Raw genomic sequence first — 20,932 nt, 5'->3', positions numbered from 1 at the left:
GCCCGGCCGCCCTCGCTGCCGCTGCTCCAGACAGGTGGATGATCGAACAAGTGTTTCGCACGGATATTCGAATTGCTCTATGGTGGAGACGGGGGTGGTGTTCACGTTCGAGCGAAGCAGGAGGCCGCGGGTGCCTGGTTTTACGCATCTGCACACCGTTTCGGGGTTCTCCATGCGCTACGGAGGCTCCCACCCCGATCGGCTGGCGGAGCGAGCCGTCGAGCGGGGCATGGATGCCCTCGCCCTGACCGACCGCGACACCCTCGCGGGTGCGGTGCGGTTCGCGAAGGCCTGTGCGAAGGCCGGGATCCGGCCCCTGTTCGGGGCCGACCTGGCCGTGTCGCACGCCCCTGCACCCGCCGCGGGACCGGCCGGCCCGGGCAGCCCGGTCGGATCCGGGCACGGCGGCTCCGGGGAGGCGTCCTGCCGGCGGCGGACCCCCGTCGCGGGCGGCGCCTTCGTCGACGAGTCCGCACCCCGGGTCACCTTCCTGGCCCGCGACGGCGCCACCGGCTGGGCCGAACTGTGCCGGATGGTCACGGCGGCCCACGCGGGCGCCGGTGGCGCCGCCCAGCCCGTCGTGCCCTGGGCGGAACTGCGCGGTGTCGGGGTGTACGCCCTGCTCGGGCCCGGGTCCGAGGTGGGGCGGGCGCTGGCCGCCGGGCGGCCGGACCGGGCCGCCCGGCTCCTCGCGCCCTGGCGGGAGGTCTACGGGGACTCCCTGCGCCTGGAGGCCGTGCACCACGGCCGCACCGGCACCGGCCCCGGCTCGCTGCGCCTGGCCGCCCGTACGGTCGGCTTCGCCGCCGAGCAGGGCGTCCCGGCCGTGCTCACCAACGCCGTCCGGTACGCAGACCCCGGCCAGGGCCCGGTCGCCGACATCCTCGACTCGGCCCGCCGCCTCGTCCCCGTCGACCCCCGCGGCCCCCTCGACAGCGGCGAACGCTGGCTCAAGGACCCCGCCGCCATGGCCGAGGCCGCCGACCGGATCGCCCGGGCCGCCGGCCTGCGCCCCGCCGACGCGCGCCGGCTGCTCGCGGAGACCCGGCGTACAGCCGAGGCCTGCTCGGTGGACCCCGAGGACGACCTCGGCATGGGCTCCGTGCACTTCCCCGAGGCCCATCTCGTCGGCGCGGCCCACCGCACCGCCCAGCGGGTCCTGGCCTCCCGGGCCTCCGCCGGCATGGTGCTGCGCGGCTACGCCGACGACCGCGCGTACTGGGAGCGGATGCACCACGAGCTGGACATCATCGCCTACCACGGGTACGCCTCGTACTTCCTGACGGTCGCTCAAGTCGTGGACGACGTACGCGCGATGGGCATCCGGGTGGCCGCCCGCGGCTCCGGCGCCGGCTCCCTCGTCAACCACCTCCTCGGCATCGCCCACGCCGACCCCGTCGAGCAGGGCCTGCTGATGGAGCGCTTCCTGTCCAAGCGCCGCCGCGTCCTGCCCGACATCGACATCGACGTGGAGTCCGCCCGCCGGCTGGAGGTCTACCGGCGGATCATCGACCGCTTCGGCACCGAGCGCGTCGCCACCGTCTCCATGCCCGAGACCTACCGGGTCCGGCACGCGATCCGTGACGTCGGCGCCGCCCTGTCCATGGACCCGGCCACCGTCGACCGGCTCGCCAAGGCCTTCCCGCACATCCGGGCCCGCGACGCCCGCACGGCCCTGGCCGAACTGCCGGAACTGCGCGACGTGCGCGGGGAGGAGCACGGCCGGCTGTGGGAGCTCGTCGAGGCGCTGGACGCGCTGCCGCGCGGGATCGCCATGCATCCGTGCGGGGTGCTGCTCTCCGACGCCTCGTTGCTCGCCCGCACCCCCGTGGTGCCGACCAGCGGCGAGGGGTTCCCGATGTCCCAGTTCGACAAGGAGGACGTGGAGGACCTCGGGCTGCTCAAACTCGACGTGCTGGGCGTGCGGATGCAGTCCGCGATGGCGCACGCCGTCGCGGAGATCCGGCGCGGTACGGGGGAGGAGCTCGACCTGGACGACCCGGCGCAGGTCCCGCCGGGCGACGGGGCGACGTACGAGCTCATCCGCTCGGCCGAGACGCTGGGCTGCTTCCAGATCGAGTCGCCGGGCCAGCGCGACCTGGTGGGGCGGCTCCAGCCGTCGACCTTCCACGACCTGGTCGTCGACATCTCGCTGTTCCGGCCCGGCCCGGTCGCCGCCGACATGGTGCGGCCGTTCATCGAGGCGCGGCACGGGCGGGCCCCGGTCCGCTTCCCGCACGAGCACCTGGCGGAAGCGCTGCGCGAGACGTACGGGGTGGTGGTCTTCCACGAGCAGATCATCGAGATCGTCCACGTCATGACCGGCTGCGGGCGCGACGAGGCGGACCGGGTGCGGCGCGGGCTCTCCGACCCGGAGTCGCAGGCGCGGATCAAGGTGTGGTTCGCGGCAAAGGCGGGCGAACGGGGCTACTCGGCCGAGGTGATCGGCCGGACCTGGGAGATCGTGGAGGCGTTCGGCTCGTACGGCTTCTGCAAGGCGCACGCGGTGGCCTTCGCCGTGCCGACGTACCAGTCGGCGTGGCTGAAGGCCCATCACCCGGCGGCCTTCTACGCCGGGTTGCTGACCCACGACCCCGGGATGTACCCGAAGCGGCTGCTGCTGGCGGACGCGCGGCGCCGGGGCGTGCCGGTCCTGCCGCTGGACGTGAACCGGTCGGCGGTCGCCCATCGCATCGAACTGGTGTCCGAAGCCGGGGCTCCGCCGGTGTGGGGGCTCCGGCTGGCCCTGGCCGACGTCCACGGCATCAGCGAGGCGGAGGCGCTCCGGATCGAGGACGGGCAGCCGTACGGATCGCTGCGCGACTTCTGGGACCGGGCGCACCCGGGCCGGGCCGTCGCGGGGCGGCTCGCGCAGGTCGGGGCGTTGGACGCCTTCGGCGCCAACCGGCGCGACCTGCTGCTGCACGTGGCCGAGCTGCACGGCGCGCAGCGGTCGGCGGGGGCCCGGCCGGGCAGCGTCCAGCTCCCGCTGGGCGGCGGGCGGTCGACGGCCCCGGTCGGCCTGCCCGACCTGAACGATGCGGAGCGGCTCAGCGCGGAGCTGGGCGTGCTCGGCATGGACGCCTCGCGGCACCTGATGGAGGACCATCACGCCTTCCTGGCGGAGCTGGGGGCGGTCCCGGCCGCCAGGCTGCGTGAGGTCGAGCACGGCCGGACGGTACTGGTCGCGGGGGCCAAGGCGGCCACCCAGACCCCGCCGATCCGGTCCGGGAAGCGGGTCGTCTTCACCACGCTGGACGACGGGACGGGCCTGGTCGACCTGGCCTTCTTCGACGACAGCCACGAGGCGTGCGCGCACACCGTCTTCCACTCGTTCCTGCTGCTGGTACGGGGTGTCGTCCAGCGGCGCGGACCGCAGAGCCTGAGCGTGGTCGGCGCGGCGGCCTGGGACCTGGCCGAACTGGTGGAACTGCGGGCCGCGGGCGGCCTGGACGCGGTCGCGGCCCGCCTGGCCGAGCCGCTGCCCGGTGCCGCGGACCCGGCCGGCTCCGCCGGCTCCGGGCGCCGCATCCACCTGCCCACCGGGTACGAGATGAACCCGTGGGCCGACCTCCAGCCGGCCGGCGACCGCGCCGCGACCGGCCGCAAGCTGTGGCACTCCAGCCCGGGGAGCGCGGGATGACCCCGGCGAACGGCGTCCTGCACGTACGGTGCGCTCCGGCGGTGTCCGAGGAGGGGTACCGCGAAGTCCTGGAACTCCTGCGGGAGTTCTCCCCGACGGTGCAGGCCCTGCCGCCCCGGGCGGCGCTGGTGCACGTACGAGGCGCCCGGCGGTACTTCGGCGCGGACGCCTGCCGGATCGCCGAGCTGGTACGGCTGCGCGCGGTCGCCCGGCTCGGCACGGACGTACGGATCGGGGTCGCCGGGTCCTGGGCGGTGGCGGCGACGGCCTCCGCCCGGGTGCCCGGGCCCGGCGGTGTCCTGGCCGTGCCCGAGGGCGCGGTGGACGCCTTCCTCGGGCCGCTGCCGGTGGAGGCCCTGCACGGCATCGGCCCCAAGCAGGCGGAGGCGCTGCGCGGGTACGGACTGCACACGGTGGGCGCGGTCGCGGCCGTCTCCCCGGGCACCGTCGAACGGATCCTGGGGCAGCGGGCGGGCCGGCTGGCCGCGGAGCGCGCCCGCGGGATCGACCCGCGCCCCGTCACCCCGAAGGACCTGCCCGCATCGGCCGCCGTCCGCAGCGGCTTCACCCGGCACGAGCTCGACGGCCCGCACACCCGGGCCGTGCTCCTCGGCCTGGTGGTCCGGCTGGGCGCGGTACTGCGGGGCCGCCGCCAGGCCGCCCGGTCCCTGTCGCTGACCCTGCAGTTCGCCGGCGGCACCCGCTGGGAGCGGACCCGGCGGCTCACGGAGGCGTCCGCGCACGACGAGGACCTGCGGGCGGCGGCCTACCGCCTGCTGGACGCGGCCGGGCTGCAACGGGCCCGGCTGACCGGCATGGTGCTGCGTGCCGAGGACCTCACGGGCGCCGAGCGGGTGTCCCGGCAGATCTCGCTGGACCCGGTCCGCGAGGCCCGCCTGACGGTGGAGGCGGCCGTCGACCGCGCGAACGCCCGCTTCGGCCCGGGCACGGTCCGCCCGGCCGCCACCTTCCACAAGGCGGCGGCTTAGGCCGTGTCGTCAAAGTAGCCCGCCCAGCAGCCGCCGGGCCATTTCGGTGCGGAGCCGGGAGGTCTGGGCCTGGATCAGGTGGAACTGGGCCTCGCGGGCGAGGCGGCCGGCGGTGTTCCCGTACGAGATCGCCCGGCCGCCCGTCGCGGCTACGCAGGCGGTCGCCGCCCGTACGCCGAGCTCCAAGGCGGCCGCCCGGAGCGCCAGCCGGTCCTCGACCCGCTCCTCCGGCGGGAGTTCGTCGCGCAGGGCGTAGGCCTCCGCGCGCAGCCGGGCCGCCTCCTGCGCCACCCGTCGGCCGAGCTCCTCGTACGCGCTGCCTGCGGCGGGGGCCGACCGCAGAAGGAAATCGGCCGCGGCGCGCACATGGCCGAACACGGCGGGGTGGGCGTTCGCGTTCTCGAGATCGTATGCACGGGCCCACTCCGCCCGGGGCTGTACGGAGATCACCGCGCTCCGCGGGACGAGGACATCGCGTACCTCCACCGCCACCGTGCGGGTGCCGTTCATCGCCCACAGCGGCGCGGGTTCGGCCGCGACCAGCCCGGGATCGCCGTCCGGCCCGCAGGCGACCGCGGCGAACAGCACCCGGTCGTCCGGGGCGAGGGCGCCCAGGTACACCACGTCGGCGAGGCCCCAGCCGGTCATCCAGGGCACCCGGCCGCGCAGCCGCCAACCGTCGGCGACCGGTTCGGCGGTGACGGGCGGCCGGGCGTGCCGCAGGAAGGCGAAACCGGCCGTGCCGCGCCGGGCACCCGAGGCGAGGGCGGGCGTCCACTGCTCGCGCAGCGCGGCCGCCTCCGTCCCGGTGGCCGCGTGGAGCGCCTTCACGAGGGCGAAGTGCTGGGTGTGCACGAACCAGGTGGACGGATCCGCCGCCGACAGCAACTCGTTCACCTCGCGGACCACTTGACGTGTGGTCAGCCCGCTCTCGGGGCCGGGCGTGTGGCCGAGGGCCCCGTACGCACCGCAGCGGGCGAGGGCGTCGAGGTGCGAACGCGGTACGCCCTCCTGCGCGGTCTCCTCCGCGACGGGCCCCAGCGTGCCCACGGCGATCTCGGTGACCGCGGAAACGAGCGGGTCGGCGGCCATGCCGGGCGGGGTGGCCAAGGCAGTGCCTGCACCGGGGGCCCGCTGCATCCGATCACTCACCTCACGCGGAGTAGGGGACTCCATTGTCCCGAGGGCGTGCGGGGGCGGGGGCCGACACGCTTTTTTTACCGACGCGTAACTTCCAAGTTTTGCTACTCGCCCGTAATTTGGCCGAAGCATCACCCACTTGTGATCCGGATCACGGGACGAACCCCCACGTATTTCCCTGACCCAGCAAGGAGATCACCCGATGCTGCCCTGGCGACGCCTGCTCCGCCCGCTGGCCGTCCTCACCCTCGCCGCTGCCGCCCTCGTCGCCCCCACCGGCGCCGCGCAGGCCGCGTCCGCACCCAGCAGCGGCTGGAACAACTGGTCCTGCAAGCCCTCTGCCGCCCATCCCCGCCCCGTCGTCCTCGTCCACGGCACGTTCGGGAACTCCGTGGACAACTGGCTCGGATTCGCCCCCTACCTCGTCCACCGCGGGTACTGCGTCTACTCGCTCGACTACGGGCAACTGCCCGGCGTGCCCTTCTTCAACGGGCTCGGCCCCATCGACGAGTCGGCCGGACAGCTCGACGTCTTCGTGGACAAGGTGCTGGCCTCCACCGGAGCGGCGAAGACCGACATCGTCGGCCACTCGCAGGGCGGCATGATGCCGAACTACTACCTCAAGTTCCTCGGCGGCGCCCCCAAGGTCAACGCCCTGGTCGGGCTCGCCCCCGACAACCACGGAACCACCCTGAGCGGGCTCACCCAGCTGCTCCCGTACTTCCCCGGCGCCGAGGACCTGATCAGTTCCGCGACCCCGGGGCTGGCCGACCAGATCGCCGGATCCCCCTTCGTCACCAAGCTGAACGCGGGCGGGGACACCGTCCCCGGGGTCCAGTACACGGTCATCGCGACCAAGTACGACGAGGTCGTCACGCCCTACCGGAGCGCCTTCCTCCAGGGGACGGGCTCCAACGTACGGAACGTCGTGCTCCAGGACCTGTGCCCCCTGGACCTCTCCGAGCACGTCGCCATCGGGCTCACCGACCGGATCGCCTGGCACGAGGCGGTCAACGCCCTCGACCCGGCACACGCCTCCCGGACCACCTGCGCGTCGGTCTTCGAGTGACGGCGACGCACGGGCGGTCCGGACGGTGAGCCGGCCGGACCGGCCGCGGGATCGGCGGCCGGACCAGCGGCCGGACCACCAGCGGCCGGACCAGCGGCCGGACCACCAACGGCCGGACCACCAGCCGCCGGACTAGCGGCCGTGCCGGCCCGGCGCCGTCGCACGGCGTCGGGCCACGCCGAACAGCACGGCCGCACCGAGGGCCAGCACGCCGGCTCCGGCGATCGCGATCGCCGGGGTGGCGCCGCTGCCGCCGGTCTCGGCCAGGTTGGTGGTGCCCGCGGGGGACTCCGAGGGGACCGGGGCGAGGGCGGTGCTGCCGTTCGTCCTCGGGTCGTTGTCGCCGTGGCCGTTGTGCTCCACGGTGGACTTGCTCTCGCCGTCGGCGATCTGCTGGTCCGTCGGGGCCTTGGGTGCGTCCGAGGGGCGGCCGGCGGAAGGCTTGGCGCTCGGCTTCGTACTCGGCTTCGCGCTCGGGGTGGTGCCGGTGCCGCCACCGGTGCCGCCGCTCGCGCCGCTCCCGCCGTTGTCCTTGCCGAACACCACGTCCGAGCAGGTGTAGAAGGCCTCCGGGCTGTCCGAGCGCTGCCAGATGCTGTAGATCAGGTGCCGCCCGGACTTGTTCGGCACGCTGCCGGAGAAGACGTAGTCCCCGTTCTGCATGCCCGGGTCGGTGGCCTTCGCGAACGGCGCCGGCTCCAGGTCGGACCACTTCAGCGGCTTCGTCGGGTCGTACCCGTCCTTCGTGATGTACAGCTCGAAGGAGCCCTTGTGCGGGGCGGTCCCCTTGTACCGGAACGTGTGCTCGCCTGCGGACATCGGGCCGGCCGGCCAGTCGGCGCGGGCCAGGTCCAGGCCCTGGTACTTGTCGTTGCCGGCGGAGCAGAGCTGGCCGTTCGGGATCAACGACCGGTGGTTGCCCGCCGCGTTGGCGATGTTGACCGCGTTCCAGTCGTAGAAGGCCTGCGTGCCGCTCGCCGCCACCGCGGCCTTGCAGGCCGCCGACTTCGGCGACTCCGGCCCCTCCGCGTAGCAGGCCGCCACCCGGCTGACCGGGTCCGTCATCGAGCCGTGGGCGGCCGCCGGCGCGGCGGCGTACGCGGCCACCGCGAGCGGGGCCAGACCGACTGCGGCGATACGGGTCACGGTGCGGCGGCGTGCGGGCATGGGTGGATCTCCTTCGGAGCGGCGATGCGGGCACCACGGTCGTGGATGCGCCGGGAGCGCCGGGAACCGGGCTGGGCGGCGCCGCCCCCCGTCGGGTCCGGCGCCGCCTCAGGCCTCCCTGGCCCCGCCAAGCTAGCCCTCCGCACCAGCGGTTCCACCCCTTTCGGAGCCCTCCCGAAGATCCTTAGGGTGCACTTAAGGAACCGCTAAGCGGGCCTACAGAAACAGGGCGCGAGCGGCCGTGATCAGCTGAGGAGGGCGGTCAGGCCGGCCGGCTCGAGGGCCTGGGCGGCCAGGGCGTCGAGGGCGCGGACCGCCTCGGCCGCCGCCTGCGGGTCGGTCTCCGTGAGCCCGCTCGCCGCGAACTCGTCCTCGTCCAGCCGCAGGACCGCGGACCCGTCCGCCGACACCCACAGGTCCAGGTCCAGGTCCTCGACGAGGATCTCGCCGTCCTGCACCACCGCCGGGCGCGTGACGTCGCAGTACCAGCCCTTGAGGACGCCCTCGCCCGTCCGCACCTCCTTGACCGCGTACCAGCGCGTCCGCCAGAAGTGCTCGGTGAACACGTCGCCCGGTTCGAAGCGCACGAAGCCGAAGTCCCGTGCGCCGTCGGCCGCCCAGGGGGCGCGTACGGAGATCCGGTCGCCCGTGTCCGTGACCAGGGCGGCGGGGTAGCGGATCTTGGTGCGGCCCGCCTTGGTGAGGGCGACGGTCAACTCGGTGCTGCTCATGACTGCTGGGGTCCCTTCAGCTGCTTCGTGTAGCGCGTTTCGGTCGCGCAGATCTCGTATCCGAACCACTTGTTGATGGCGAGCATCGGCTCGTTCCCGGTGTCGTTGCCCGTGAAGGCCTCCGTGTAGCCGGCGGCGCGGGCCCGGTGCAGGGAGTCCGTCTTGGCGAGCTTGGCCAGGCCGCGGCCGCGGAAGGCGCGCAGGGTGCCGGTCATCGCCGAGCCGTAGCGGGTGGCGCGGTCCGTCCGGGCGGCGCAGAACGCGGCCACGACCCCGTCGACCAGGACGACCGTGGTCAGCTCCTTGTCGAGGTCGGGGTGGTGCCAGACGGTAGTGAGCCAGTCCTCGTAGTCGTCCAGCTCCGCCGGTACGTCGCCCGGCTCGTCGCCGGAGGCCTCCGCGTCCGCCTCGTACAGCGGTCGCGGGTCGGCGGCGAAAGCGCTGCCGGGGCGCAGCTCGACCCCGGCGGGCAGCACGTCCGGGTACGGGGGCAGGGCGGCGGAGGCCAGGTCGAGGCGCAGGAAGTGTGCGCAGCGGCTCGGGCGGTATCCGCGCCGCTCTGCGAAAGCGCGAGGGGCGGGCTCGTCCAGCACCCAGGAGTACGTGCTCGTGGCGCCCTCCGCGGCCAGGTGCTCCTCGGCCGTCCGCAGCAGGGCGGCGCCCGCGCCGCCCCCGCGGTGCGCGGGGTCGACGTACGCGTTGACGAACGAACGGCCGGACTCCGGGCTGTCGTACACGAGGCCGGCCTCGGCGGTGCCGACGACGAGGCCGGCCGCGGTCTCGGCGACGAGGATGCGATGCCGCTTGGCCGGAACGGCGCAGGACAGCTCGAAGGCAACGCCGTCGGCGGTGGCGATCAGGAAGGGCAGTGCGGCGCGGCGCACCCGTACGACGGACTCCGCGTCCGAGGGGTGGCCCGGGCGGAGGCCGCGGATCGAAATGGTCATGCCGCCGACCGTAGGTGCGGGGAGGGGCGGATGCCTCCGAATTTTCCCCGGGGATGGGGGAGAATCGCCGGGTGACCTCGACGAACCTGAAGATCCGGATCGACGGCTCGGCCGGCGCGGCCGCCCCGTACGAGCAGCTGCGCGCCCAGATCTCGGAGGCGGCCCGGGCGGGAGACCTGCCGGTCGGGTACAAGCTGCCGACGGTGCGCGGGCTCGCGGAGGAGCTGGGGCTGGCGGCGAACACGGTCGCGAAGGCCTACCGGGCGCTCGAGGGTGACGGGGTGATCGAGACCCGCGGCCGGAACGGGACCTTCATCGCGGCGGCCGGCGACGGGGCCGCGCGGGAGGCGGCCACCGCCGCGCAGGCCTATGCGGAGCGCGCGAAGCGGCTGGGCCTGACCTTCGACGAGGCGACGTCGGCCGCCCTCGACGCCCTGCGCGCCCGGTACGCCGACTAGGTCGTCTCCTTCGGATCGCACCGGTCGAGCCCGCGGCCGGTCCGGGCACGCACCGCCTACAGGTACAGGCCCGCTTCCGAACCGTGCTGGCCCTGCGGCGGCAGCAGCGCCGAGGGGCCGGTGCCGCGCCGCAGCGCGAACAGTTCGGCCAGCGTGGCGCCCTCGCGCGGAACCCCCTCGTCCGTGCCCAGCCAGTCCACCGCCTCGCCGTGCGTCAGACGGCCCACCTCGATCCGCGCCAGGCAGCGGCCCGGCCGGACCACCGCAGGGTGGAGCCGTTCCAGGTCCTCGTTCGTGGTCACGCCGACCAGCACGTTGCGGCCCTGACCCAGCAGCCCGTCCGTCAGGTTCAGCAGCCGCGACAGCGCCTGGCCCGCGGTGTGCCGGGCCTCGCCGCGGATCAGCTCGTCGCAGTCCTCCAGCAGCAGCAGCCGCCACCGGCCCTTCGCCGTGCCCTCGTCCTCGCCGATCGCGATGTCCATCAGGTAGCCCACGTCGTTGAACAGCCGCTCCGGGTCCAGGACGCAGTCCACCTGGCACCAGTCCCGCCAGGACCGGGCCAGCGTCCGCAGCGCCGAGGTCTTGCCCGTACCGGGCGGGCCGTGCAGCAGGAGCAGCCGCCCCGCGATGTCGTCCGGGGTCACCTTCATCAGCCGGTCCATCGCCCCGGCCACCGGCGCCGTGTAGTTGGGCCGCACCTCCGCCCAGGTCCCGGCCGCGATCTGGCGGGTCGTCCGGTACGGGCCGCGGCGCGGGGAGACGTACCAGAAGCCCATCGTGACGTTCTCCGGCTGCGGTTCCGGCTCGTCCTGCACGCCCTCCGTGGCCTCGCCGAGCACGCTGGAGGCGAGTTCGTCGCTGATCGCCGTCACCGTCACGTCCGCTCCCCGGCTCCAGCGCGAGACGAGCATCGTCCAGCCCTCGCCCTCCGCGAGGGTGGCGCTGCGGTCGGAGTCGCGCGCCGAGCGCAGCACGGTGGCCTCGGGCGGCAGCAGGGTCGCCTCCGCCTTCACCCGCTCGATCGTCACGCTGTGCGAGTACGGCTGCTCGCCGGACGCGAACCGGCCGAGGAACAGCGCGTCCACGACATCCGACGGTGAATCGCTGTCGTCGACGTTGAGCCGGATCGGCAGCGCGTCATGCGGGTTGGCTGGCATGGCGCCCATGATCCGGCACGAAGTGTCCTCGTGCACCCGTGTTTCGCCGGATCGGGTGCCCAAGTTCCCTCTTCAAACGCACCGGTGGTGAAGATTCGGCTGGCAACTCTGCCCCGAAAATTCTTGGCATGAACACTTCCAGCCATCCCCGGCTCCTTGTACCACGGACTCAGGAGTAACCCCCACAAGGAGCCGCACACATGAGCATGAAGATGTCGCGCTTCGCAGCCCTGACCTCCTCCCTGTTACTCGCCGCAGGCGCCGCCCTGTTCGGCGCGGGACAGGCGGCCGCCGCCACGGCCGATTTCGGCTACGTCGCCCTCGGCGACTCGTACTCCTCCGGCGTCGGCGCCGGCAACTACGACAGCGGGAGCGGCAACTGCAAGCGCACCTCCCGCGCCTACCCGGCCCTGTGGGCCGCCGCCCATTCCCCGCAGACCTTCTCCTTCACCGCCTGCTCGGGCGCCCGTACGGGTGACGTCCTCTCCGGCCAGCTCGGCCCGCTGAACTCCGGCACCGACCTGGTCAGCATCACCATCGGCGGCAACGACGCCGGATTCTCCGACGTCATGACGACCTGTGTGCTCCAGTCCGAGTCCACCTGCATCAACCGCGTCAACCAGGCCAAGGCGTACGTCGACTCCACCCTCCCCGGCCAGCTCGACCAGGTCTACACCGCCATCCACGGCCGGGCGCCCGGCGCCCACGTCGTCGTCCTCGGCTATCCCCGCTTCTACAAGCTCAACGGCACCTGCGCCGCAGGGCTGACGGAGGGCGAGCGCTCCGCCATCAACGGGGCCGCCGACTACCTGAACGCCGCCATCGCCAAACGCGCCGCCAACCACGGGTTCACCTTCGCCTCGGTCGCCGGCGCCTTCACCGGCCACGAGATCTGCTCCGGCGACGCGTGGCTGCACAGCGTCAACTGGCTCAACATCGGCGAGTCGTACCACCCCACCGCCGCCGGACAGTCCGGCGGCTACCTGCCCGTCCTCACCAACGCCGCCTGATCCGGACGGCTACGAAGCGGCCGCTTCGGGCCCCGGGGCGGCCTCCAGGTCCGCGGCCCCGGGCTCGGGCTCGGGCTCGGCGGCGTCCGGCGTAGCCGGTCCCGCCGGGACGGGCCCCGCCGTCACCGGGGCCGGCGTACCGCTCGGACCGGGGGAGGGGGAGGTCCCGCCCGCCGGGGTCTCCTCCACCTCGCACATCACGGAGAACTCCACCCAGTCCGAGGCCGTCGGGTCCGGCCCCCGGACCTCCAGCCGGACCGCGTCGTCGAAGGTCGCGCTCGGGTAGTACGTGAGCTCGGTGTGGTCCAGCTGCCGGCTCCGGGGGCCGTCCGCCGCGTACGTGACGGACTGCCAGCCGGGGCCGGAGGTGACCCCGCTGCGCGTCGCCCAGCGGTACTCCAGCACGGCCGGCGTCCGGTCCGCATCGACCGTCGCCGTGAAGGCGGGCGCCTGCTCGGCGGGCGGCGGGCACGCCCCGCGGTAGTCCGTCCGTACGGCGCGCACCGACACGGCGAAGTGCGGTGCGGGCGTGGCCGACGGCGAAGCGGACGGCGACGGCGACGGCGAAGGGGACGCGGAGGGCGACCCCGGTCCGGACGCGCTCACGGACGCCGCGGCCGAGGTGGTGGCCGGGCCCGTCGGCCCGGTGCCGCTCCCGCCCGGCTCCTCGCGTTCCTTGAGCAGCAGCCACGCCAGGGCGACCACCGCCAGCAGCAGCACCACGATCCCGGCGGTCAGCACCAGCCCGGCCCGCCCCTCGCGCGGCGGCGCCCCGCGGTCCGCAGCCCCCGCCGGTGCGGGACCCGGCACCGGCGCGGGCATCGGCACCGGCATCGGCGGGGTGGGCCCCTCGGGGCGGCCCTGCGCGTCCGGGGGGCCGTGCCGGTGGTGCACCGTGGCCGTCGGCGAGTCCGGACCCGACACCGCCCCGCCGGAGCCCCGTACGATCCCGCCCGCCCCGATGATCCGCAGCATCCGGGCCGCCTCCGCCGCAGGCAGCCGCTCCGCCGGGTCCTTGCGCAGCAGCCCCTCCAGCACCGGTGTCAGCGGACCGGCCCGGCGCGGCGGCGGCAGCTCCTCGTCCACCACGGCCCGCAGCGTGGACAGCGGGGTGTCCTGCCGGAACGGCGAGACCCCCTCGACGGCGGCGTACAGCATCACCCCGAGCGACCACAGGTCCGACGCGGGGCCCGGATCGCGGCCCAGCGCCCGCTCCGGCGCGAGGAACTCGGGGGATCCCACCACCTCGCCCGTCATCGTGATCGCCGACGAGCCTTCCAGGCTGGCGATCCCGAAGTCGCTCAGCACCATCCGGCCGTCGTTGGCGATCAGCACGTTGGAGGGTTTGACGTCCCGGTGCAGCACCCCCGCCTCGTGCGCGGCGCGCAGCGCGGCCAGCACCTGCTCCCCGAGATGTGCGGCCCGCTGCGGGGTGAGCGGCCCCTCGGCCCCGAGTACGTCGGCCAGCGAGAGCCCGCGCACCAGCTCCATCACGATCCAGGGCCGGCCGTCGTCGGTGGCCACGTCGTAGACCGTGACGACGCCGCGGTGCGAGACCCGGGCCGCCGCCCAGGCCTCGCGCTCGAGCCGCCGGTACATGCGCCCGATCTCGGCGCCGTCCAGTCCGGCCGGGGGCCGTACCTCCTTGACGGCCACCTCGCGGCCCAGGACCTCGTCGCGGGCCCGCCACACGATGCCCATGCCGCCCCGGCCCAGCATGTCGAGCAGCCGGTACCGGCCCGAGATGACACGGCCGGCGGCGGATTCCCCGTCCGCCCCACCGATGTTGTCACTCACGCGAGCCCCCAGGTGTGTCCGTGTGTCGGCGGGCGATCACTCCAAGTTAGCGCAGTGCGCGCGATGTGGCCCCGGTCCGCGCGGGACTCGCGCAGGGACCCTTCAAACGGCCGCTTCCCCTGCGGAGAGTGACGGCCGACTCCGCTGAGTAACCGTCAACTCCCCGTCGCCATAGGGGTAATTCACACCACCGGGATACCCGAGCGCGACGCGGGGGCGATAGGGTTAACCTGCCCGGGCCGGGTGCCCTCGTACGGGTGGGGAGAGAACATGGAACAGATAGCAATGCGCAGCAGGCCGCCACGCGTGCCTGCCATCACCTGCGGCAGCAGCGCGACCAGCTCGCGCCTCGACCGCCACCTCGCCGTGCTGGGCGGACCCGCCGTCCCGCACCGCGAGGCGGCCGAGGCGACCCTGCTGATGCGCGAACTCACCTCGCGCGACCACACGCACCGCCTGCGGAGCCGGAGCGCGCGCGTCTCGCTCTTCGCGCCGCTGCGCCGTCTGCGTCGCACGCTCTTCGGCAGCCGCCGCTCGTAACAACCGTCCCCGACCCCTACTGGTTTCGCCCCCCGGCCCTACGCAACCACACCATCCCGGCGCAGTGTCGTGATCTGTGCGCCCGTCATCCCCAGGGCGCGCAGCAGGGCCTCGGTGTGTTCGCCGAGCGCGGGCACCGCACCCATGTGCGGTGCCGCGCCTCCCGGCAGTCCGATCGGCGGCAGCAGTGCCCGGAGCGGACCGGCCGGTGACTCCACCTCCCGCCAGCGGTCCCGTGCCGCCAGCTGCGGGTGTTCCGCGAGCTGGGCCACCGAGTTCAGCCGCGCGCAGGCGATGCCCGCCGCCTCCAGCCGCCCGATCGCCTCGTCCGCGCCGAGCCGGCCCAGCACCTCGGCGACCACGGCGTCGGTCTTCTCCCGGCCCCGGGTGCGCGCCGCGTTCGTCGCGTACGCCGGATCCTCGGCCAACTCGGGCCGCTCCAGGACCTGTTCGGCGAGCCGCCGCCATTCGCGGTCGTTCTGCACGGACAGCAGCACCCGGTCCCCGTCCGCCGTCGGGTAGGCGTCGTACGGGGCGATGACGGCGTGCGCGAGGCCCGTGCGCACGGGCTGCTCCCCGCCGTGCATCGTGTGGTGCAGCGGATGGCCCATCCACTCGGCCAGCGCGTCGAGCATCGAGACCTCCACCCGGCCCCCGCGCCCGGTGGTCCCGCGGCGCAGCAGGGCCGCGAGGGCCCCGGAGAAGGCGTACATGGCCGCCGCGATGTCCGCGGCCGGGATGCCCGCCTTGACGGGCTGTTCCGGGGTGCCGGTCACCGAGACCAGCCCCGCCTCGCACTGCACGAGCATGTCGTAGGCGCGCTTGTGGGCGTACGGGCCCTCGGCCCCGTACCCGGAGATGTCGACGGCGACCAGCCGCGGGTACCTCGCGCACAGCGAGGCCGAGTCGAGCCCGAGGCGGGCGGCGGCACCCTGGGCGAGGTTCTGGACGAAGACGTCGGCCCCGTCCAGCAGCCCGTGCAGGACCTCCCGGCCGCGCGGGTCCTTCAGGTCGAGCGCGATCGACTCCTTGCCGCGGTTGGCCCAGACGAAATGCGAGGCCAGTCCTTGCGCGGCGGTGTCGTAGGCGCGCGCGAAGTCGCCGCCGTCGGGCCGCTCGACCTTGATCACCCGGGCTCCGAGGTCGGCGAGCTGGCGGGTGGCGAAGGGGGCCGAGACGGCCTGTTCGACGGCGACGACGGTGACGCCGTCGAGGGGCAGGGGTTCCACGGGGCGTGCGGGCGCGGGCGAGTCAGCTGTCATGACAGCCTGCCTACCGGTTGGGACCCCGGCCTGTCACCATACGGGCGGCCGACATCGCACGCTGTGCGCGGTTCGTCCGCCTGTGGCTCCCGTCTCAGTCCCGGCCGTCCGCGAACCTGCGGGTGGCCGACGGCGCGAAGAGGACCAGCAGGAGCAGCGACCAGGCGACGGCCCCCGCGACCGGGTGCGCCGCCGGCCAGGCGGCGCCCGCCGCGGCCTCGCCACCCGCGTTGCCGCAGAGGGCGCGCACCGCCGTGGCGACGGCGCTGATCGGGTTCCACTCGGCGACCGTGCGCAGCCACCCGGGCAGTCCGGCGGTCGGCAGGTACGCGCTGGACAGCATCGGCAGCACGAAGGTGGCGCTGCCGAGCTGGCCCGCCGTCTCCTCGCTCCGGCTCAGCAGGCCGAGGTACGTCCCCACCCACGCCGTGGCGAAGCGGAACAGCAGCAGCACGCCCAGCGCCCCCAGCGCGCCCGGGAGCCCGTTCTCGATCCGCCAGCCCATGGCGAGCCCCACCAGCATCACCGGCACCATGGAGACCGCAGTGGTCAGCAGGTCGGCGGCAGTCTGCCCGAGCGGTACGGCCGCGCGGCTCATCGGCAGGGTGCGGAAGCGGTCCGTCACCCCGCGGTGGGCGTCTTGCGCGGCCGTGAACATGCCGGTCATCAGGCCGTTCGCGGCGGTGGCGGCGAGCAGGCCGGGCACCAGGAACTCGCGGTACTCCGAGCCCGGCACGGCGAGCGCGCTGCCGAAGACGTAGCCGAAGAAGAGCAGCATCGTGATCGGCATGGTCTGGGTGAGGATCAGCAGCGCGGGCGCGTGCCAGGCCTTCTGCAGCTGGCGGGTGAGGACGGCGCCGCCGTCCGACAGCAGGGTGCTCATGCCGCGTGCTCCGTCTCTGTCGTCTCTGTCGTCTCTGCCGGCTCCGCCGACGGGCTCCGGGTGAGGCGCAGGAACACCTCGTCGAGGGTGGGAGGGCGCAGGCTCGCGTCGGTGACCGGGACCCCGGCGTGGTCGAGCGCGCGGATGATCCGGGGCAGGGTGAGCCCCTGGTCCAGGACGGTCGCCCCGGCGGAGAGGCGCTCCCGGTCGAGTACGGGCCGGCCGCCGGTGAGCTGGTCGAGCACGACGGCCGCGCCGGGGAGCGCATCGGCCCCGGCGACGGTCACCTCGGCGTACGCGCCGATCCGGGACTTGAGTTCGGCCGGGGTGCCCGTGGCGGCGGCCCGGCCGCGGTCGACGACCACGATGTCGTCGGCGAGGCGGTCGGCCTCCTCGAGGTACTGGGTGGTGAGCAGGACCGACGTGCCCTCCTCGGCGAGCGCTCGGACCGCCGTCCAGATGTGCTCGCGGGCCGCCGGATCGAGGCCCGTGGTGGGCTCGTCGAGGAAGAGCACCCGGGGGCGGGTGATGAGCCCGGCGGCCAGGTCGAGGCGCCTGCGCATCCCGCCGGACCAGGTGGCGGCCACCCGGTCCGCGGCCTCGCCCAGGCCGAAGCGCTCCAGCAGCTCGTCTGCGCGGGCCCGCCCGGCAGCCCCGCGCAGTCCGGCGAGGCGGGCGAAGAGCCGCAGGTTCTCGCGGCCCGTCAGATCCCCGTCGACCGAGGCGTACTGGCCGGTGACCCCGATGGCGCGACGGACGGCGTCCGGATCGCGGGTGACGTCGTGTCCCGCGACGAGGGCGCGGCCGCCGGTGGGCCGGGTCAGCGTGGTGAGGATCCGTACGGCGGTGGTCTTGCCCGCGCCGTTGGGGCCGAGGAGGCCGCAGACCGTGCCCTCCGGCACGGCCAGGTCGAGGCCGCGCAGGGCGTGGACCTCGCCGAAACGCTTCTCCAGGGCTTCACTAAGTACAGCGTACGTAGTTGTCATGCAGCGGACCCTACCTCACTACGTACGCTGTACGTAACTAGGATGAGGGCGAGGTGATGAGTGATGGCAGCCAGCGGGCGACCCGCCCAACCCGAAGTGATCTGGGCCCGCCCGGGGCGCGCCGGCCGCGGACCCCGGCCCGCGCACACCCGCGAGTCGATCGCGGCCGAGGCCGTGCGGATCGCGGACGCGGAGGGGATCGAGGCCGTCTCCATGCGGCGCGTGGCCGCCGGGGTCGGCGCCGGGACGATGTCCCTGTACAACTACGTGCCGCGCAAGGAGGACCTGTACGAGCTGATGGTCGACGCGGTGAGCGGGGAGTACGAGCTGACCCCGCCGACCGGGGACTGGCGGGCCGACCTGCTCGGGCTCGCCCGCCAGGCGCGGGAGCTGATGCACCGCCACCCGTGGCTGCCCCGGCTGCTGTCCCCGGTCCACGGCTTCAGCCCGAACGCGCTGCGCTACCTGGAGCACAGCCTGGACTGCCTGGTCCCGCTGGAGGTCTCCGGTGCGCAGAAGCTGGAGCTCGTCGCCGCGGTCAACGGCACGGTGGCCGCGTTCGTGGCGAGCGAGCTGGCCCTGGCCGAGCGGGCCCGGTCGCTGCCGTGGAGCGAGGCGGCCGAGGAGGGCGTACGGACGGCCTGGCTGGGCTCGAGGCTGGCGACCGGGCAGTACCCGCTGCTGGCGGCGGCGCTGGCAGGCGGTCACCCGGTGGCGGAGGCGGCCCCCGACCTGGGCACGGTGTTCGACCGCTCGGTGTCCCGGCTGCTGGGGGCGTGGGGGCCGGCGGAGGGCTGAGTGCGGCCGGCCGGCCCCGTCGGAGCAGGGCGAACTGGCCGCGTCAGAGCAGGGCGAACTGGCCGCCCGGGCCCTCCTCGTGGTGGTCCAGCACGGAGGCCGGGCGCCGGGTCCAGCGCGCCGGCGGCAGCACGCCCGCAGCCGCCAGCTCGGCGGCCGGCAGCGGCGGCCCGGGGGTGAACGCCGCCCGCTCCGGGGCCAGATCGGCCAGCAGCGCCAGGGTGGTCACCAGCGCGAGCAGCTCCGAGGTCCAGGCCTGCGGCCACTCGGCCGGCCCGAGGGCGTCCAGCCCGTCGGCCTCCGGATCCCGGTGGGCGGTCCGGGCGGCGAACCAGGCCTCCAGCACCCGCGTACCGCCCTGCACCTCGTACTCCCAGGCGCCCGGCGGCACGGGGGAGACCGTCCCGGCCCCGAGACTCATCGTCTCGGTGTCCGGGTCGTACGCGAGCCCGTCCGGCCAGGCCTGGACCGCCGAGCGGACGTACGGGCGCCGCCCGCCCGGCAGCCGGGGCGGCTCGGCGCCGGGCCCGCCGCGCAGCTGGACGGTGAGCAGCCGGTGCCCGAGCTCCAGCCCGGCCCGCCAGCGCCCGGGGTCGCCGGTCAGCGGGACCTCGTACCCCCGGGGCCCGGGGCGGCCCGCCGCGAGGATCCAGCACAGCACGTCCTGCGGGGTGACCCAGCCGCCGTAGCGCTCGCCGAGCAGCTGCAGCAGGCCCGGCGCGAGATTGGGCTCGGCGCCGCCGGGGCGCCGGTGCAGCGGGCGGATCCGGCCCAGGCGGCCGGCCGGGAGGTGTGCGGTGACCAGCAGCTCCGGGGTCTCGACGGCGAAGAGCTGGTGCTCGTCCAGGACCCGCCACAGCTCCGGGCGGGCCGTGTCGATGAGCCGCTGGTCGGGCAGCAGCCACTGCTCGTCGAAGGGGTCGCGCAGCACCCGTACGGGGTCCGGGCAGGGGCCCGGCGCATCGGTGAAGCGGGCGGTCGACGGCGAGCGCCGGCCGGGCAGGGCCGCCGCGCCGGTGGTGGGCGTACGGGTCCGGGTCGGACGGAACAGCCGGTCCCGCTCGGCCCCTTCAGCGCCGGTCAGGGCCGCCCAGCGGGCGCGCAGGGCCGCGGGGTCCGGGGCCGCCACCCAGGCCCGGCCCAGGCGCAGGCCGCCCACGGCCCAGGGCATCAGATCGTCCAGCAGCGGTACGTCTTCGCTCACCCGGCAGATGGTAGCGACGGCAGGCGGCGGCCGGGGGTGCGGCCGGGGGTGCAGGCAGGGGTGGGGGTGGGGCGCGGCCGGGCTGTGTCCAGGCCGAAGAGCTACGCTCCCTATATACGGATATGTTCCGATGTCGAGGAGGCGGTCATGAGTCAGTACGACGAGTACTCGACTCCGTCGCAGGCCGAGGGCGAGCGGCTCGACGAGGACATGGACGAGAAGGAGAAGATGCAGCGGCACCCGCAGACGATGCGGACCACGCCGTCGCAGGCGGAGGGCGAGCGCAGCACGGACGACGAGGAGAAGTAGCCCCCTGCGGGTACGGCCCAGAGGCCGGGCAGAGGTGCCGGGCAGCGGTGCCGGGCAGCGCTGCCGGGCAGGGGTCAGGTGGCGTCGACGGTCACCGTGAACGAGAAGCGGTCGCCCCGGTACCGGATCCGCGCCACGTCCACGACCCGGCCGTCCTCGTCGTACGTGACGCCCGTGTAGTGCAGGATCGGGCTGAGCAGCGGCACCTGGAGCAGCTCGGCCGTCTCCGGGTCGGCCAGCCGCGCCTCGACCGTGTCCGTGATCCGGCTGATCCGCACGCCCACCACGTCACGCAGCACCTTGGTCATCGGCCAGCGCGCCAGATCGGCCAGGTCCACCGCCTCGGCGACCTCCGGGCGTACCGCGTTCTCCACCCAGTTGGTCGGCTCGCCGCTCTCGCCGTCGTGGCGCAGCCGGCGATAGGTGACCACCTCGGCCGTGTCCGGGAAGTGCTCCAGCAGCTCCCCGGACACCGCGGTCCGCTCCAGGCCGAGAATCGTCGTACGGTCGCCCGACTGCTGCGCCACGATCGCATCGACCGAACCCAGCAGCCGCACCGGCGCCCCGCGCCGCGCACCCGGCTCGATGAACGTGCCGCGCCGCCGGTGCCGGCTGATCAGCCCCTCGCCCTCCAGCTCCTTGAGCGCCTGGCGCATGGTCAGCACGCTCACCCCGTAGTGCTCGGCGAGCTGCTCCTCGGTGGGCAGGCGCAGCGAGGCGTCCGGGGTGCGCCCCAGTATCGAGGCGCGCAGCGACTGTGACACCTGGTACCAGAGCGGCAGCTTCCGGTTGAGCACCAGCGAGTCGGGGGCGAAGGCGGTCACGGGTGGGTTCTCCGTACA

Annotated in this window: 19 protein-coding genes; 8 read left to right on the top strand and 11 right to left on the bottom strand. The window is 74.5% G+C overall.

Annotated features, from left to right (window positions below):
- Positions 1-79: 79 nt before the first annotated feature.
- Positions 80-3,643, top strand: a complete 3,564-nt coding sequence (locus ACZ5WG_RS34135) for a DNA polymerase III subunit alpha (protein ID WP_468728292.1) — start codon at positions 80-82, stop codon at positions 3,641-3,643.
- A complete protein-coding gene (locus ACZ5WG_RS34130) occupies positions 3,640-4,632 on the top strand; it encodes a DNA polymerase Y family protein (RefSeq protein WP_468728290.1) in 993 nt (330 codons plus the stop codon). Before ACZ5WG_RS34135 ends, ACZ5WG_RS34130 begins: the two co-directional genes overlap by 4 nt.
- Positions 4,633-4,641: 9 nt before the next feature.
- Here ACZ5WG_RS34130 and ACZ5WG_RS34125 read toward each other — a convergent pair whose 3' ends face one another.
- On the bottom strand, positions 4,642-5,784 hold the full coding sequence (locus tag ACZ5WG_RS34125; RefSeq protein ID WP_468728288.1) for an acyl-CoA dehydrogenase: 1,143 nt from the start codon (positions 5,782-5,784) through the stop codon (positions 4,642-4,644).
- A gap of 190 nt (positions 5,785-5,974) precedes the next feature.
- Here ACZ5WG_RS34125 and ACZ5WG_RS34120 point away from each other — a divergent pair, with 190 nt between their 5' ends.
- The gene (locus ACZ5WG_RS34120; protein ID WP_468728287.1) at positions 5,975-6,841 is read left to right on the top strand and encodes an esterase/lipase family protein; all 867 of its coding nucleotides are present in this window, start codon (positions 5,975-5,977) and stop codon (positions 6,839-6,841) included.
- A gap of 132 nt (positions 6,842-6,973) precedes the next feature.
- Here ACZ5WG_RS34120 and ACZ5WG_RS34115 read toward each other — a convergent pair whose 3' ends face one another.
- From ACZ5WG_RS34115 to ACZ5WG_RS34105, 3 genes are all read right to left on the bottom strand, one after another.
- Positions 6,974-8,008 carry a lytic polysaccharide monooxygenase gene (locus tag ACZ5WG_RS34115; protein ID WP_468728285.1) on the bottom strand — a complete coding sequence of 345 codons (1,035 nt, stop codon included), beginning with the start codon at positions 8,006-8,008 and terminating at the stop codon, positions 6,974-6,976.
- Between the two features lie 245 nt (positions 8,009-8,253).
- Entirely contained in the window at positions 8,254-8,739 is a 486-nt protein-coding gene (locus tag ACZ5WG_RS34110; protein WP_468728283.1) for a ribonuclease FAU-1 family protein, read from the bottom strand.
- Entirely contained in the window at positions 8,736-9,686 is a 951-nt protein-coding gene (locus ACZ5WG_RS34105; protein WP_468728282.1) for a GNAT family N-acetyltransferase, read from the bottom strand. The genes ACZ5WG_RS34110 and ACZ5WG_RS34105 overlap by 4 nt, the downstream gene beginning before the upstream one ends.
- A gap of 71 nt (positions 9,687-9,757) precedes the next feature.
- On the opposite strand from ACZ5WG_RS34105, the gene ACZ5WG_RS34100 reads away from it, so the two are divergent.
- Positions 9,758-10,144 carry a GntR family transcriptional regulator gene (locus ACZ5WG_RS34100; RefSeq protein WP_468728280.1) on the top strand — a complete coding sequence of 129 codons (387 nt, stop codon included), beginning with the start codon at positions 9,758-9,760 and terminating at the stop codon, positions 10,142-10,144.
- A 56-nt stretch (positions 10,145-10,200) separates the two neighbouring features.
- Here the strand turns inward: ACZ5WG_RS34100 and ACZ5WG_RS34095 are convergent, their stop codons facing one another.
- Positions 10,201-11,310, bottom strand: a complete 1,110-nt coding sequence (locus ACZ5WG_RS34095) for a DUF5925 domain-containing protein (protein WP_468728278.1) — start codon at positions 11,308-11,310, stop codon at positions 10,201-10,203.
- A 197-nt stretch (positions 11,311-11,507) separates the two neighbouring features.
- Here ACZ5WG_RS34095 and ACZ5WG_RS34090 point away from each other — a divergent pair, with 197 nt between their 5' ends.
- Positions 11,508-12,311 carry an SGNH/GDSL hydrolase family protein gene (locus ACZ5WG_RS34090; protein ID WP_468728371.1) on the top strand — a complete coding sequence of 268 codons (804 nt, stop codon included), beginning with the start codon at positions 11,508-11,510 and terminating at the stop codon, positions 12,309-12,311.
- A 9-nt stretch (positions 12,312-12,320) separates the two neighbouring features.
- Here ACZ5WG_RS34090 and ACZ5WG_RS34085 read toward each other — a convergent pair whose 3' ends face one another.
- On the bottom strand, positions 12,321-14,030 hold the full coding sequence (locus ACZ5WG_RS34085; RefSeq protein ID WP_468728370.1) for a protein kinase domain-containing protein: 1,710 nt from the start codon (positions 14,028-14,030) through the stop codon (positions 12,321-12,323).
- A 348-nt stretch (positions 14,031-14,378) separates the two neighbouring features.
- Here ACZ5WG_RS34085 and ACZ5WG_RS34080 point away from each other — a divergent pair, with 348 nt between their 5' ends.
- On the top strand, positions 14,379-14,648 hold the full coding sequence (locus ACZ5WG_RS34080) for a hypothetical protein (RefSeq protein WP_172671376.1): 270 nt from the start codon (positions 14,379-14,381) through the stop codon (positions 14,646-14,648).
- Positions 14,649-14,686: 38 nt separating this feature from the next.
- On the opposite strand, the gene ACZ5WG_RS34075 is transcribed toward ACZ5WG_RS34080, so the two are convergent.
- The 3 genes from ACZ5WG_RS34075 to ACZ5WG_RS34065 form a co-directional block, all read right to left on the bottom strand.
- Positions 14,687-15,910, bottom strand: coding sequence for a CaiB/BaiF CoA transferase family protein (locus tag ACZ5WG_RS34075; RefSeq protein ID WP_468728276.1), 1,224 nt, complete (start codon positions 15,908-15,910; stop codon positions 14,687-14,689).
- A 94-nt stretch (positions 15,911-16,004) separates the two neighbouring features.
- Positions 16,005-16,793 (bottom strand): ABC transporter permease, encoded by a 789-nt coding sequence (locus ACZ5WG_RS34070; RefSeq protein ID WP_468728275.1) that lies wholly within the window; start codon positions 16,791-16,793, stop codon positions 16,005-16,007.
- Positions 16,790-17,779, bottom strand: a complete 990-nt coding sequence (locus ACZ5WG_RS34065) for an ATP-binding cassette domain-containing protein (RefSeq protein ID WP_468728274.1) — start codon at positions 17,777-17,779, stop codon at positions 16,790-16,792. The genes ACZ5WG_RS34070 and ACZ5WG_RS34065 overlap by 4 nt, the downstream gene beginning before the upstream one ends.
- Positions 17,780-17,842: 63 nt before the next feature.
- Between ACZ5WG_RS34065 and ACZ5WG_RS34060 the strand changes: the two genes are divergently transcribed.
- Positions 17,843-18,577 carry a TetR/AcrR family transcriptional regulator gene (locus ACZ5WG_RS34060; protein WP_468728273.1) on the top strand — a complete coding sequence of 245 codons (735 nt, stop codon included), beginning with the start codon at positions 17,843-17,845 and terminating at the stop codon, positions 18,575-18,577.
- 43 nt (positions 18,578-18,620) lie between these two features.
- Here the strand turns inward: ACZ5WG_RS34060 and ACZ5WG_RS34055 are convergent, their stop codons facing one another.
- Complete coding sequence (locus ACZ5WG_RS34055; protein WP_468728368.1) at positions 18,621-19,748, bottom strand: type ISP restriction/modification enzyme; 1,128 nt, start codon at positions 19,746-19,748, stop codon at positions 18,621-18,623.
- A 180-nt stretch (positions 19,749-19,928) separates the two neighbouring features.
- Between ACZ5WG_RS34055 and ACZ5WG_RS34050 the strand changes: the two genes are divergently transcribed.
- The gene (locus tag ACZ5WG_RS34050) at positions 19,929-20,090 is read left to right on the top strand and encodes a hypothetical protein (protein WP_468728271.1); all 162 of its coding nucleotides are present in this window, start codon (positions 19,929-19,931) and stop codon (positions 20,088-20,090) included.
- A gap of 74 nt (positions 20,091-20,164) precedes the next feature.
- Here the strand turns inward: ACZ5WG_RS34050 and ACZ5WG_RS34045 are convergent, their stop codons facing one another.
- Positions 20,165-20,914, bottom strand: coding sequence for a GntR family transcriptional regulator (locus ACZ5WG_RS34045; RefSeq protein WP_389414098.1), 750 nt, complete (start codon positions 20,912-20,914; stop codon positions 20,165-20,167).
- Positions 20,915-20,932 lie beyond the last annotated feature (18 nt).

The sequence above is a fragment of the Streptomyces sp. NPDC032745 genome (assembly GCF_055579465.1).
Note: the sequence above shows the minus strand (reverse complement) of the source record. Positions and strands in the feature narration are given on the sequence as shown.

Bases quoted from the DNA above. Each gene is read 5' to 3' on its own strand.
- ACZ5WG_RS34095 (WP_468728278.1), bottom strand. From the start codon at position 11,310: ATGGGCGCCATGCCAGCCAACCCGCATGACGCGCTGCCGATCCGGCTC.
- ACZ5WG_RS34105 (WP_468728282.1), bottom strand. From the start codon at position 9,686: ATGACCATTTCGATCCGCGGCCTCCGCCCGGGCCACCCCTCGGACGCG.
- ACZ5WG_RS34080 (WP_172671376.1), top strand. From the start codon at position 14,379: ATGGAACAGATAGCAATGCGCAGCAGGCCGCCACGCGTGCCTGCCATC.
- ACZ5WG_RS34050 (WP_468728271.1), top strand. From the start codon at position 19,929: ATGAGTCAGTACGACGAGTACTCGACTCCGTCGCAGGCCGAGGGCGAG.
- ACZ5WG_RS34065 (WP_468728274.1), bottom strand. From the start codon at position 17,779: ATGACAACTACGTACGCTGTACTTAGTGAAGCCCTGGAGAAGCGTTTC.
- ACZ5WG_RS34070 (WP_468728275.1), bottom strand. From the start codon at position 16,793: ATGAGCACCCTGCTGTCGGACGGCGGCGCCGTCCTCACCCGCCAGCTG.
- ACZ5WG_RS34115 (WP_468728285.1), bottom strand. From the start codon at position 8,008: ATGCCCGCACGCCGCCGCACCGTGACCCGTATCGCCGCAGTCGGTCTG.
- ACZ5WG_RS34060 (WP_468728273.1), top strand. From the start codon at position 17,843: ATGGCAGCCAGCGGGCGACCCGCCCAACCCGAAGTGATCTGGGCCCGC.
- ACZ5WG_RS34110 (WP_468728283.1), bottom strand. From the start codon at position 8,739: ATGAGCAGCACCGAGTTGACCGTCGCCCTCACCAAGGCGGGCCGCACC.
- ACZ5WG_RS34055 (WP_468728368.1), bottom strand. From the start codon at position 19,748: ATGCCCTGGGCCGTGGGCGGCCTGCGCCTGGGCCGGGCCTGGGTGGCG.
- ACZ5WG_RS34090 (WP_468728371.1), top strand. From the start codon at position 11,508: ATGAAGATGTCGCGCTTCGCAGCCCTGACCTCCTCCCTGTTACTCGCC.
- ACZ5WG_RS34120 (WP_468728287.1), top strand. From the start codon at position 5,975: ATGCTGCCCTGGCGACGCCTGCTCCGCCCGCTGGCCGTCCTCACCCTC.
- ACZ5WG_RS34075 (WP_468728276.1), bottom strand. From the start codon at position 15,910: ATGACAGCTGACTCGCCCGCGCCCGCACGCCCCGTGGAACCCCTGCCC.
- ACZ5WG_RS34085 (WP_468728370.1), bottom strand. From the start codon at position 14,030: ATGCTGGGCCGGGGCGGCATGGGCATCGTGTGGCGGGCCCGCGACGAG.
- ACZ5WG_RS34130 (WP_468728290.1), top strand. From the start codon at position 3,640: ATGACCCCGGCGAACGGCGTCCTGCACGTACGGTGCGCTCCGGCGGTG.
- ACZ5WG_RS34135 (WP_468728292.1), top strand. From the start codon at position 80: ATGGTGGAGACGGGGGTGGTGTTCACGTTCGAGCGAAGCAGGAGGCCG.